Origin of the sequence: Pseudoalteromonas sp. Bsw20308, from assembly GCF_000310105.2 — a bacterium.
GTDB lineage: Bacteria > Pseudomonadota > Gammaproteobacteria > Enterobacterales > Alteromonadaceae > Pseudoalteromonas > Pseudoalteromonas fuliginea.
This window is the reverse complement of record NZ_CP013139.1, coordinates 335,637-349,127: the sequence shown is the minus strand read 5'-3', so window position 1 is coordinate 349,127 and position 13,491 is coordinate 335,637. Positions and strand designations below refer to the sequence as shown.

At 39.4% G+C, this 13,491-nt stretch carries 12 protein-coding genes and 1 pseudogene; 5 read left to right on the top strand and 8 right to left on the bottom strand.

The features are described from left to right. Positions 1-11 precede the first annotated feature (11 nt). From D172_RS18795 to D172_RS18775, 5 genes and pseudogenes are all read right to left on the bottom strand, one after another. Positions 12-434 carry a thiol-disulfide oxidoreductase DCC family protein gene (locus D172_RS18795; protein WP_007375574.1) on the bottom strand — a complete coding sequence of 141 codons (423 nt, stop codon included), beginning with the start codon at positions 432-434 and terminating at the stop codon, positions 12-14. A gap of 27 nt (positions 435-461) precedes the next feature. After that, positions 462-989: a response regulator transcription factor gene (locus D172_RS18790; RefSeq protein WP_007375575.1), complete on the bottom strand. Its 528-nt coding sequence runs from the start codon at positions 987-989 to the stop codon at positions 462-464. Next, the gene (locus tag D172_RS18785; RefSeq protein WP_007375576.1) at positions 986-2,227 is read right to left on the bottom strand and encodes a sensor histidine kinase; all 1,242 of its coding nucleotides are present in this window, start codon (positions 2,225-2,227) and stop codon (positions 986-988) included. The genes D172_RS18790 and D172_RS18785 overlap by 4 nt, the downstream gene beginning before the upstream one ends. Before the next feature lie 61 nt (positions 2,228-2,288). Beyond that, positions 2,289-2,693, bottom strand: coding sequence for a DUF4440 domain-containing protein (locus tag D172_RS18780; protein ID WP_007375577.1), 405 nt, complete (start codon positions 2,691-2,693; stop codon positions 2,289-2,291). A gap of 8 nt (positions 2,694-2,701) precedes the next feature. Next, positions 2,702-4,008: pseudogene (locus D172_RS18775) on the bottom strand (amidohydrolase family protein). 153 nt (positions 4,009-4,161) lie between these two features. Here D172_RS18775 and D172_RS18770 point away from each other — a divergent pair. After that, on the top strand, positions 4,162-5,241 hold the full coding sequence (locus D172_RS18770; protein WP_007375579.1) for a ketoacyl-ACP synthase III: 1,080 nt from the start codon (positions 4,162-4,164) through the stop codon (positions 5,239-5,241). A gap of 69 nt (positions 5,242-5,310) precedes the next feature. Then, a complete protein-coding gene (locus D172_RS18765) occupies positions 5,311-5,697 on the top strand; it encodes a VOC family protein (protein WP_007375580.1) in 387 nt (128 codons plus the stop codon). 38 nt (positions 5,698-5,735) lie between these two features. On the opposite strand, the gene D172_RS18760 is transcribed toward D172_RS18765, so the two are convergent. Continuing rightward, the gene (locus D172_RS18760) at positions 5,736-7,100 is read right to left on the bottom strand and encodes a leucyl aminopeptidase family protein (RefSeq protein WP_007375581.1); all 1,365 of its coding nucleotides are present in this window, start codon (positions 7,098-7,100) and stop codon (positions 5,736-5,738) included. 88 nt (positions 7,101-7,188) lie between these two features. Further along, on the bottom strand, positions 7,189-7,611 hold the full coding sequence (locus tag D172_RS18755; protein ID WP_033023082.1) for a hypothetical protein: 423 nt from the start codon (positions 7,609-7,611) through the stop codon (positions 7,189-7,191). Between the two features lie 105 nt (positions 7,612-7,716). On the opposite strand from D172_RS18755, the gene D172_RS21385 reads away from it, so the two are divergent. The 3 genes from D172_RS21385 (at position 7,717) to D172_RS18745 (ending at position 12,552) form a co-directional block, all read left to right on the top strand. Further along, positions 7,717-7,875: an oxidoreductase-like domain-containing protein gene (locus D172_RS21385; protein WP_007375583.1), complete on the top strand. Its 159-nt coding sequence runs from the start codon at positions 7,717-7,719 to the stop codon at positions 7,873-7,875. Positions 7,876-8,211: 336 nt separating this feature from the next. Beyond that, positions 8,212-10,869, top strand: coding sequence for a TonB-dependent receptor plug domain-containing protein (locus D172_RS18750; RefSeq protein WP_007375584.1), 2,658 nt, complete (start codon positions 8,212-8,214; stop codon positions 10,867-10,869). A gap of 249 nt (positions 10,870-11,118) precedes the next feature. Then, positions 11,119-12,552 (top strand): tetratricopeptide repeat-containing sulfotransferase family protein, encoded by a 1,434-nt coding sequence (locus D172_RS18745; RefSeq protein WP_007375585.1) that lies wholly within the window; start codon positions 11,119-11,121, stop codon positions 12,550-12,552. On the opposite strand, the gene D172_RS18740 is transcribed toward D172_RS18745, so the two are convergent. After that, positions 12,549-13,457 (bottom strand): alpha/beta fold hydrolase, encoded by a 909-nt coding sequence (locus tag D172_RS18740; protein WP_007375586.1) that lies wholly within the window; start codon positions 13,455-13,457, stop codon positions 12,549-12,551. The two genes, D172_RS18745 and D172_RS18740, sit on opposite strands and share 4 nt — an antisense overlap. Positions 13,458-13,491 lie beyond the last annotated feature (34 nt).

Genomic DNA, 13,491 nt, shown 5'->3' with positions numbered 1-13,491 from the left:
TAACCACTAATTTATAAATAATGTTTGGCATCATCTGGGTTGGGAATTCTGCAATACTGATATTTACCAAATAAGGTATAGCGGTTTAAAGCAATCTTATCGTATAGCCAATTATTAAACCTATTTGGCAAAATACTAAATACGTTTGCTAGCTTGTATGGATAACCTAGCTGCTTAACAACATTAAAAAAAGCATGGCTTTGTGTAAATGCTTTACCGTTTTCTAGGTAAACCATTGAAGCATATTCAATTGTTGAAAAACCAAAGTGTGCTAACAACAGTTCTCCTTTTGGAGATTGCACACTGCATAATTTAAAAATAGTCTGTGTATCATTAGCAATAATAAAATTACACCACGCGCTGCACAGCTTACATTGCGCATCAAATAATATAATTTTTTGATTTTGCATTAATATAGCTGCATCATCGCTCATGGCACTTTCCTCAAATTAAGTACTAAATTACTGCTGCACCGGCTTTTTTTGTAACTTGCGCTGCAAAGTACGTCTATGCATATTAAGTTGCCTTGCGGTAACCGACACATTGCCATTATTACTGTGCAGTACTTGTTGAATATGCTCCCACTCTAAGCGCTCCGGCGACATAACCGCATCATCAATAACACTCGATGCCGATGGCACAGGCTCGGTGTTAAGCGCTTTTAATAATGTTGCCATATCAACCGGCTTAGTAAGGTAATCGTTTGCGCCTAAACGCATTGCCTCTACTGCGGTTGCTATACTTGCAAACCCTGTTAGTAAAACAATATGAGTTTGGGGGAGCAAACTACGCAGCGGCTTTATGAGTGCAAGCCCGTTGTCGTCACCTAGTTTCATGTCTAATAAAACAAAGTCGGGCAATATTTTACGCGCGGTAAGTAACGCATCACTTTGATTATGCGCCACCTCGCAGATAAAGCTTTGTTTAGTTAAGCGCCTTGCCAGTGTGCTGGCTAAATTAATGTCGTCTTCAATTATAAGTAACTTCATGAGGCGTTATTCTCAATGTTTACAATAGCGAGTTTAACTTTGGCAACAGCGCCGCCATCAGCATGGTTAAACAAAGTAAGTGAGCCATTTAAACGCTCAAAAGTAACGTTTGATAAAAGTACAGCAAGCCCCATTCCCTGATCGCTTGGCATAAGTTGCCCGCCCAGCTCTGCTAATTGCGATGATGAAAAGCCAGGGCCAAAATCGCGAATTAACAAGTAAACGCATTCACTATGTAAGTTATCTTGCTGCCAACTCAGCTCTAATTGAGTTTTACCTTGTTTTTGATTAGCAAGCGCGGCGTTTTGCAATAAATTTAAAATAGCAGGCAATAACATCGCATCACTCAATAGCGTTGCCGCAATAGGTGGCGTAATCCATTTAATGTGCTGATCAGGGTATTGCAGTAAAAGTGTATCTGTAATTTGTGTTTGCAGCTGCTTTACGGTGGTATGCTCTTGTGAATTTTTAAGGCGTAATTGCTCTGAGAGTTTTCTAAAGTCGTTAAGTTGCGTACTACACTGAGTAAGCGGCGCTTGCATGTGCTTAACAATGGGGTTGTTTGGTTGCTCTTCTAATAACTCTTCAAACAATAGCTGTAAATTTGCAATTGGGGTCGCTAGTTGATGGGTTATTTGTGCAGCGGCCCCATCAAGGGTAACAAGCTGTTCATTACGTAATTGTTTTTCACGCACGTTTGCAATAATTCGCTCTCGCTCTTTAAGTGCCCTGCTCATTGCGCCAATAACAAGTGCGATTACGCTGGCACTTAAAACAAAATTAACCCACATGCCAATAAAATGACCACTCATATTCATTTGATGCATACTGTGATCGGGCATCTTTATAAGTAAAAAACTGTATGCGGCAATGGCTAATACCGCAATATAAGCTAATCCTTTTTCTCGCAGCGTAACAGCAGCGATCATTATCGGGAGCAATAACAGTGATACAAATGCATTGGTCGCACCGCCGCTTAGCGATAGCAAAACCGTTAAAAATAATACATCAGCGGTTAACTGCATCAACATACCCAAAGGTTTAGCACGGCTTACATTTCGATAAGCAAATAGGCTAATAAGCTGAAACACAGCCTCAACGGCAATAACAATAAGTAAAGGCAGTAATGCAATTTGATGTTCTAATAAAAAATAAACGCTAAGCACCGCAATTAATTGCACGGCAATAGCGCCGCTTCGCAGCATTAATAGTCGACTAATGGTGGGGTCGGTACGCATTAACAAGAGGTAATTGCCCAATCAAATGTTTAATAAGGTTATTTTAACGGTTATGTGATTTTTAATCATCATCCATCGAAATTGAAAAAGGTGCACAAGGCGTTCCTTGGTGAAACACCATTTTCCATTGCCCGTTAGTTTGCCGCCAAAGCGACATACGCAATGAATAATTAAACTCAGCGCGAGCAGAGCGCCTATAAGCTGCTTGATAACTAAGTTGCACTACATCATCGCTCAGCATTCGGCCCTTAAAATGCTGATTATAAAACTGTGGCACAACCTCGGTAGGTAAACGAGTTAGTACTTGGTATTTATTAAATGTAGTGCCATTGGCAGCAATTTCGATAAATTCATCATCGAGTAAAGCATCTAATGCGCGCTCAGATTGGCGAACTTCTGGGTCTAGTAACTGGCGCTCAGCGTCAATCAAATGATTAAACAACGACACTTTTATTTTGCTGCTCATAACCTTCCCTATTGTTTATAAACTTGCCCAGCTTTCATAACAAATTGTACGTTTTTAAGTACGTCGATATTTTTAAGCGGTGAGCCATTCACACTGATAATATCTGCTTGTTTACCAACACTCAAGTCGCCAATGAGTGCGCTTTGCCCCAGCAGTTTAGCTGCATGTATGGTTGCTGATTTAATAGCTTGGGCTTCGCTCATACCATTGTTTACCATTAAACTAAATTCGTTAGCATTAAGCCCATGACGCGACACCCCAGAGTCTGTTCCAAAAGCTATATTAACCTTGTTTTTCAGTGCAAGTTTAAACGAAGCCTGCATTTTTGGAGTCACTTCACGCACTTTGTCGGCTATTGCCGGTGGCATATTTGGGTTTGTAAGCACCTCTTCACTGACCGTTGCCCCCGCTAAAAGCGTCGGTACTAAATAAGCCCCGTTTTTTTAAATAACTTTATTGCCTCTTTATCTAAATAAGAGCCATGCTCAATAGAATCCACACCGGCTTTTAAGGCCGCTTTTATACCTTGTGTACCGTGTGCATGGGCTGTAACTTTACGCCCTAAGTGGTGAGCCGTATCAACTATTGCAACCAGCTCTGCATCTGTAAGTTGTTGGTTAACACCAGCAGCGGTATTACTTAGTACTCCACCCGTGGCAGTAATTTTAATTACATCAGCACCACTTTTAATTACCTCGCGTACCGCACGGCTACAATCATCCGCGCCATTACAAATACCAATCCCGCCTGTAACCGCATCTGTAATATCTTTTCGATATCCGTGCATATCTGCGTGTCCACCGGTAGGCGATATTGTATTACCCGCTGCAAAAATGCGAGGGCCGTTAATATCATTTCGCTCAATAGCGCGTTTTAGCGGAAATATTACTTTGTGATCGCTACCTAAATCTCGCACTGATGTAAAACCCGCATCGAGCGTACGTTGTAAATATTTAATTGAGCGCAAAGCATAATCCGCATCGTATTCTGTTGCCCAACGGTGAGGATTTGCTTTAGCATCTCGCTCAAACGTAACGTGAACATGCATATCAATAAGACCAGGCATTACAAATTGATTTTTAAGATTGATAATATCGGCATCAGGTAGGTTAAGTTCTGCTTTTGTGAGGTAGCCGTTTTTAATGGCTGTTATTGTATTATCTGTTATGACTAACGTTTGCTCTGTTTTTACTTTTTGATCCTCGGATGCAAGTAAACTGCCCGCATAAATAATTTTATGCTGTTGAGCAAAAGCCCCATTTGCTATTAATGCCAGCGTTATTGCAGTGAATGTTGTTATTAGTGTTGTTTTCATACTTGCTCCTTTTTTATACTAGCATTACCTTAAATAACCTGTAATTGCGAATATTTACGATACAAAGCATGCTATAAACTAGTCTTGAAAGCCGTTTTTTGGTATAACTCCCCCATAATTAACACATGTCAGACCACCTTAAGAGAACATACTATGCCTTACGCACATATCACTGGTTGGGGTAAATGCATTCCACCAGCAAGCATTAGCAACGATGAAATTAGTGAAATAGTTGATACCACCGACGAGTGGATAACCACGCGTACAGGCATTAAATCTCGCCGAGTGAGCCATGTAAGTACCGCCGAGCTGGCAACTGTTGCTGCTAAGCATGCTATTGCGTGCGCAGGCGTTGATCCTAAAGATATTGATTTAGTGATATTAGCAACCTGTACACCTTCTACTGTTGTGGCAAATACCGCCTCACAAGTGCAAAAAAATATTGGTGCAACAGGCGCTGCCGCAATGGATACAAACGCTGCATGCTCGGGCTTTTTATATGCGTTGCAAGCTGCAACAGCACAAATTCAAGCGGGTATGATTAAAAAAGCAGTCGTCATTGCCGCTGAGCGTATGACCTGGTACGTAAACTGGGCACGTCGCGACAGCGCTGTTTTATTTGGCGATGGCGCAGGTGCAGTAGTACTTGAAGCGGCAGATACCCCAGCTGGTCTACTTGGTACCAAAACCGGTTGTGACAGCGAAGACCGCGATATTTTACACATCACCAACTTTGGTAGCGATTTAAATAAGTATGAGCCAATTGGTCCATCTGATTTATTATTTGAAGGTCGTGAAATTTTTAAACGTGCTGTAAAAGGTATGAGTGAAGCTTGCGACGACGTACTGAAACAGGCCAACTTAAGCCTTGACGACATTAATGTACTCGTTCCACACCAAGCTAACTTACGTATTATTCAGGCTATTCAGCATCGCTTAAAAGTACCTGACGAAAAAGTAATGGTTAACATTGGTGAGTATGGTAATACCTCTGCTGCGACTATTGCTATTGCGTTATGTGAAGCCGTTGAGCAAGGGTTAATTAAACCGCATTCAAACATTATGTCTGCAGCATTTGGTGCAGGCCTTACATGGGCTGCAAGTTACATAAAATGGGGCGAACGTGTAACGCCTATTAGTGTAAGCGATGCTGCTTTACCGCCGTGTGATAAAACTGGTTTAGAGCTAGTAGCACCAGCAGTTAAAGCATGTAAAGAAGCCGAGCAAAGCTAACGCAGCATATAATAAGCCACATTTAAAACGCACTTATTTAAGTGCGTTTTTGCTTTTAAGGAATTAAATTTGAAACTTTTAGGTATTCACCACGCCGCGATTATTTGTAGTGACTATGCACGTTCTAAACACTTCTATAGCAATGTACTTAAACTTAACGTTATTAATGAGCACTTTAGAGCTGATCGTAATTCATGTAAATTAGATTTAGCCATGCCCGATGGTAGCCAAATAGAGCTATTTTCGTTTGATGGTTCGCCCGAAAGACCCAGCTATCCCGAAGCAAAAGGCTTAAGACATTTAGCTTTTAAGGTAGCGGATGTACAGATTGCAAAAACGTATTTAGAGTCGTGCGATGTAAACGTTGAGGATATTAGAGTGGATGAAATAACCGGCAAAAAGTTTACCTTTTTTGCCGATCCAGATAACTTGCCACTTGAGCTTTATGAGGTTTAAAACTCATAAGCTCAAGTTCTTACTATTGAATCAAAAACTTATTTATTAAAACGATTTTGTAAGTAGTTAAATACAGCACGAATACCTAATGCTTCACCACCCGTTGGACGACCTGGTAATGCACGTAAGTTCCACGCCATTACATCAAAATGTACCCACGGTGTTGTTGGTTCAACAAATTCTTTTAAGTAAAGCGCTGCAGTAATAGCACCACCAAACGGTGTGCTTGCACAGTTTGCCATATCGGCTACATCACTTTTTAGTAAGTTTTTATATTGCTCAAACAACGGAAGTTGCCAAACAGGATCATGGACACTTAAACCTGCATCAATAATACCGTTTGCTACATCGCGCTCTGTTGAGAAAAAGCCCGGAAGCTCCGTGCCTAACGCAACACGACATGCACCCGTGAGAGTAGCAAAATCAATAATTAGCTCAGGGTTATCGTTTTGTGCTTCGCTTAGTGCATCACATAATACTAAACGGCCTTCAGCGTCGGTATTATCAATTTCGACCATAATGCCTTTGCGTGTTTTAACAACATCGCCAGGGCGAAATGCATTTCGCGATACTGCATTTTCAACAGCGGGTACAAGTACACGTAATCTAATTGGTAAGTTAGCTGCCATAATAAGCTGCGCTAGTGCAATTACATGCGCGGCGCCGCCCATGTCTTTTTTCATGTTACGCATGCCAGAGCTTGGTTTTAAATCAAGTCCGCCTGAGTCAAAACATACGCCCTTACCGACTAGTGTAATTAATGGAGCATCTGTTGCACCCCATTTTAAATCAAGTAAACGCGGTTTATTTTCGCTTGCACGACCCACCATATGAATAGTCGGGTAGTTTTGCTCTAGTAACTCATCGCCAACCCACTGTGAAAATTCGCCATTGTAAGTTGCAGCTAAATCTTCCATTACTTGCGATAAATGTTGCGGCATCATATCAACCGCTGGAGTATTAACTAAATCACGTGCAAGTGTAATGGCATCAGCTTGTTGGCTAATGCGTTCATATAACGCTTTATCGCTAATGGCTAATTGCGCTTTTGCTGTTGGTTTTTCTTTATATTCACTAAATTCGTAACCACCAAGTACAAACCCTAAAGCAACCTGCTCTACAAAAGCGCTGCCGCCTTGAATTTGATAAGTACCTGTAGGAAGTGTATTTGCTAAATTACCCGCAGCCCAAAAGTCATCGCTACTTTGCATTAAACAAAATACCTGGCTTAACTCGCCAGTGTTAGCATCGGGAATAAGGGCTAGCCCTTGCTTTTCAAAGCCCGTGTTATTTAACCAGTTTTGTATAAATGCAGGTTGCTGAGTTTGCCAGTCAGATAATTCGTTTTTTAAAATAAAAGATAAAGGAATACCAGAAGATGTATGACGTAGTAATGCACTCATTAAATAGCTCGTATAATATGAAAATGGTACTTAAGAGCATATCAATAAGTACACTTAAAAGGTATCGCTAATTTAACGGTTTGTAAGATTACTTTTTAGTCTGTTTTTTTTGAGTTTCTTTTTGATTTTCTTGATTAATTTCTGCGTCGAGCTCTTTAATTGATTTGTTCATGTTAAAGGAGCTAGGTAGTACATCTACCCCAACTAAACTTCCTAATTTAACCACTAAGGGAATAGTGATAGGTGCAAATGGTAATACAGCAAATACACCCAAGCCAAGGCCCTTTAAAATATCGACAAATTGTTCGTTGGCACGCTTTAACTCAGCTTGATTTGTTTGTCCTTGCGTATAGCGCCTATAAATAGAAAGCATTTCTTTTGTTTCTTGTTTTTCTTGGGCGAGTGCGATTTTAAGCGCCACCATAGCACGGCGAAAACGCAGCTGTTGGCGTTTTTTACTAATTTTAACTACCCGCCAAGGTGCACGGTGAATAACTTTATATAATCGCATAACATGCATTTTCACACAGGCATCCATGTTCACAAAGAATAATTTACTTGATTCGCCTCATCTACTATTATTTGCACCAAACTAGTGCCGAATTAATTTATTTCCATGTTCAAAGAAAATACTAAAAATATTTTAAAACCTGAAAAACCAAAATCTGATGAATGTTGTGGCGGAGGCTCTTGCTGCCCGTGCGTATGGGATACATACAAAGAAAAGCTTAAAAAATGGCAGCTAACACAACCCCAAATAGATACAGTTAATTAACAAAGCCGACAGTTTAACAACCTAAAAAATGCATTAACTCCCCTTAAAAACACCATATTGCACTTAATTAGTCCATTTAACTTCTTATAACGCACCACTCTAGCTGCTTTTAGTTAATTTAAACTTTTGTTATTTAATAGTTAATTAATAATTGCTCTCGTTGTTTTTTATGTATAGTCTGTAATTAGGACTTCACTAGATGTGAGCTAAAACTCTAAGGGGTCAAGTAATTAAACTTCCTCCTAACATCCACTGTATTCCAGTCCAAAAATATAAAATAAGTAATACCTACAAAGTCTTACTAAACAAAAATTATTCTAACTGGGGAAAATTAGAATGAAATTAAAAAACAACGTACTAAATCAGGCAATTAAGTTTGCGCTAGCGACCACTACCGCTGGTTTATTCATCTCAAGCTCTGCTATTGCTGCAGATGAAGAACAAGCAAAAGCTAAAGTTAATAAAAATGTTGAAAAAATTGCTGTAGTAGGTACGCGTTCAGCTCCACGTTCAATTGGTGATTCACCGGTTCCTATCGATATTATTGGTGGTGAAGAGCTTGAAAAGTCAGGTAATACTGACATGCTTGAGCTTTTAAAAGGTGCAGTGCCATCTTTCAATGTTCACCAAAACCCTATTAGTGATGCAGCATCACTTGTTCGCCCAGCAAACTTACGTGGCTTACCATCAGACAGCACATTGGTTCTTTTAAACGGCAAACGTCGTCACCGTGCTTCTGTAATCGCATTTTTAGGTGGTGGTATTAATGATGGTGCACAAGGTGCTGATATCTCAGTTATCCCTAGTATTGCAATCAAGCAAGTAGAAGTACTTCGTGATGGTGCTGCAGCTCAGTATGGTTCTGATGCAATTGCAGGTGTAATGAACTTCCAACTTAAAGACGCGTCAGAAGGCGGTAAATTAGAAGTTCGCCACGGCCAGTTCTACGAAGGTGATGGCGATACAACTCAAGTATCGGGTAACATTGGTTTACCGTTTACCGACAACGGTTTTGCTAACTTAAGCTTTCAATACAAAACAGCTGATGCAACTAGTCGCTCTGTACAGCGTCCTGATGCTGCTGGACTTGCAGCAGCTGGTGTTCAAGACGTATCTCCTTTAGCTCAAGTTTGGGGCGCACCAGAAGTCGATGATGATATTTCAATTTTTGGTAATGTTGGATTAGAGCTAACAAACGATTCTGAATTTTACATGTTTGGTAACTACTCTGAGCGCGATGTACGAGGTGGCTTCTATTATCGTAACCCTACATCTCGCCCAGGTGTATATGGTGGTAACATTCGCGATGTTAATGGTATAAATATGCGCCGCCCTGGTGATGACAACCCAGTTGGACAAACTGCTTGGGATGCTGCTACACCTACTGTTTTAGTTGGTTCTTTAGACGGTTATGACGCTCAATTAGATTGTCCAGTAGTAGAAATTCAAGCTAACGGTGCACCAGATCAATCTGCAATAGATTCACTAACTTCTGCTAACTGTTTTGCATTTAATGAAACACTGCCTGGCGGTTTTACACCTAACTTTGGTGGTAACATTACCGATACTTCTTTAACAATTGGTACTAAAGGCATGTTCACTGGTGGCTTCTTAAAAGATGCATTTTATGACATTAGTGGTACGGTTGGCTTTAATGAATCTCGCTACTTTATTTACGATACAGTTAATGCGTCATTAGGCTTAGACTCACCACGCGACTTTAGTCCAGGTAAATACTCGCAACTAGAGAAAAACTTCAATTTAGATATTTCTAAAGGATTTGATTTTGATTTAGCATACGATGTAAATATTGCCGGTGGTTTAGAGTGGCATGAAGAAACATTTACAGTAACATCTGGTGATGTAGCGTCATTTACTGCAGGTGAGTTTACTGAGCAAGGTTTTGGTATAGGTTCTAATGGTTTCCCTGGTTTTAAACCATCTGACGCGGGTGAATACACTCGCCGTAACTACGCTGCATTTGTTGATATTGAAGCCCCATTTACTGAAGATTTTTTAATGGGCTTAGCTTTACGTTTTGAAGATTACGACAGCTTTGGCACAACAACAAACTATAAAGTTATGGCGCAGTACCATGTAACGGAAGATTTAAACGTGCGCGGCTCTATTAGTACAGGCTTTCGTGCACCAACGGTTGGTCAAGCTAATGTAAGTAACGTACAAACAAGCTTAGACAATGGTGTATTACAAGATTCAGCACTACTTCCACCAACAAACCCAATTGCGGTACAATTAGGTGGTACAGAGCTTGAGCCAGAAGAATCTCAAAGCTACACGTTTGGCGCTGTATACACTATTGGTGATTTATTTTTAACACTTGATTACTACAATATCCAAGTAGAAGATCGTATTAGCCAATCAGATAAGATTAATTTAAGTCAAAGCGATAAAGATACACTTGAAGCAGCGGGCGTACCTAATGTACAGAGTCTTGCACAAGTAAGCTTTTTCACGAATGACTTTGATACAACAACACAAGGTATCGATTTAGTTGCAAACTATACAGCTGAATTAATGGGCGGTAGCTCTACTTTTAGCCTTGCTTACAACTGGAATGATACTGAAGTAACTCAATTTAGTGATATTACCGGTGCATTTAAAGTTAAGCGTTTAGAAGAAGACTTACCTAATCACCGTGCTACTTTCACATTGTCTCAACAGTGGGAATCTATCTCTGCATTTGCTCGTGCAAATTACTACGGCGAATACCAAGGCGTTCACGTAGATTACGATGCAACAGCAAAAACTGCTGACGCAGCTGTAACTATTGATGCTGAAATTACTTACTTCATGAATGAGTCAATTAGCTTCTCGGTTGGTGCTCAAAACTTATTTGATCAGGATGCTGAAAAACTTGATTTTGCTGAAGCAGCTGGCGCACCAAATAACAACTGGGGCGGTAAGTATTACGAAACATCTCCGTTCGGTATTAATGGTGGCTTTTACTACGCTAAAGCAACATACACGTTCTAATATTTTTACATAAAGAAGTGGAGGCGAAATGTTAAGACATTTCGCCTTTTTTATTTTATAGTAAATAAAAATAATAATGAACAATACCAATTGCATTGAATAAGTGTTCTATTATAGCGCCCAGAAAATAGCGTAATAACAAGGCGAAAACTATGATATATAGTTGCTCTATATGAATAATTTTTAACGCAGTGAGTACGCTATTTAATGCGATAGAATGATTATTTTTTTAATAAAATTGGTATAACTATGCTACTCAAAAAAGCTAATCAGTTACTACAACAAAACATGCTCAAAGAAGCTGAGTTTCACTATAAGACACTATTAAAAAGCAACCCTGAAAATGGTGAGGCTTTATTTGGCTTAGGCAGAATTGCCTTACGACTAGAACGTTACGACGCTGCTGTATACCTACTCCAAAAAGCGTGTGAGCGCATGCCTCATATGCTTGAGCCACTGCATGCACTAGCCGATGCGTTTAATGGTGTCAACTCACCAAAAGATGCACTTACTGTGCTTGAATATGCAAAAAGTCTAGCAAATAATAACCCTGAACCTCATTACTACTTAGCTCAGCACTATTTAACACATGGCAATTTAAATAAAGCGCATACCACATTTGCACACGCATTGAGTATGGGGATTTACCCCGTAACTGCTTATATTTTATTTGAGTTAGTTCAATTAGGCCGCTTTGACAAAGAACACAACTACATAAGTAATCTGCATCATTTATTAATGCAAACAGATAATTTACGACTCAAAATGGTGTGTTATTACGCACTCGCTAAAAGTTACGATAAACTTGAAGACATTGAACAAGCATTTACTTACTTTGTACTAGCAAATAAACTACAACGAAAATTAAGTAACTTTAATACTCAAGAGCTTGAACCTTTTTACAGCGAAATAATTAAACACAATACCAATGCCTTTATGCAAAAACGTGATAAAAGTTTTACAACTAATATTACGCCTGTCTTTATTATTGGCATGCCTCGAAGTGGCTCTACCCTTGTGGAGCAAATGTTGGCAAGCCATAGTCAGTTTTCGAGCCTAGGAGAGAGTACGAGTATTAGTAATGACGCAGTTGCTTTTATCGAACAAAAAACGGGAGTTACTTACCCGCAATGTTTAGCACATTTAACGCCGGGTTTAATCAAAAAAGCCCGCGAAATGTATATCACAACATTAAAAACAGCATCGCCCATCAGCCCTTTTATAATAAATAAACTACCAAGTAACTACCTATCTCTTGGACTTATTTATGTCCTTTTTCCAAATGCCAAATTTATAAACTTAAGTCGTGACTTTAATGCCACCGCATTTTCTATCTTCACTAATTACTTTGCTGAAAACGAGCCTTATTTTTGCTCACTACCTGAGTTTAAGCTTTATCATAAGTTGTATGAAAAACTGATGAGCCATTGGCATTCCTTTAAAGAGATGCCAATTTATGATGTCAATTACGAAGCATTAATAAACAACCCAAAAGGTCAGCTAACTACATTACTTAACTTTTTAGGTTGTCAATATGAAGATGGTTGTTTAGCATTTCATAAGCGTACATCAGCTGTTACTACGCTTAGTAAGCATGCCATTCGAAAGCCTGTTAATAATTCAGCACTTACAAAATGGGAACGCTATAGAGCGCCTTTGCTTAAATTGCTTGATGAGAACTAGTTAACAGAATGTACTTCAAACCAATTAAGTAAATCTTTAAATTGATCATCGCGGGCACTCGGATGGGTAAGCATATTAATATGGTCGTAATCAAAATTATGCCCGTGTTTACGACCGTAAATTCGCATTTGTTGAATGCCTGGCCCCGATTCGTCCATAAATTTTTGAATATCGATTGGCTGCGCTAATGCTTTATCTTTTACCGCAGCAATATGAAGTGTTGGCGGTAAATACAGGCTGTTTAGCGCTTTTGCATAATCAAAATTATCATCAGAATCTATCCATGGCTTCTTTTTAGCCCATTGCATACTTTGATAATGCGACTTTTGAGTTTCATTATCGCTTCCCCACTTATAACCTTTAGCATTTAAATAGCCATGCTTTTTAGCAAGTAAAGGTGCCATAAAATACCAAATTAAATTGGCTTGTAATAATTTTTGAGGATGATTATTAAATAAAGAACGCTTAGAGCCAAAATACACACACGCTTTTACATCATTAATATATTCTGGAAAGCGTGCAAATACACTGTTCATCAATACCCCGCCCCAAGAGTGAGCAACCCAGTAGTCAGGCTTTTTACCTTCAATCAACTCTATTTGCTTAATAAAGGCTGGGATATCTTCTAAAATGGCCTCGGTTTGCCCGTATTTAGCGTCACTTGAAATAACCGGTTTACTATCACCTCGGCCACGTAAATCAGCCACATAACATCTATACCCATGCTCAGCCAAAAAAGGGGCAAGTCCTTTATTGGAGTGCGTGTAAAAAATTTTACCGTTTTCTACAGCTCCATGCATAAAAAATACGACAGGCCCTTGCTGATTTTCATCACTGATACGGCGTAAATGAAGTGTTTGTTGATCAGCTAAATTGATAATTATTGATTGCTGAGAAATTGCCACAGTTATTCCTTTTTATTATTTTCAACTCATCCTA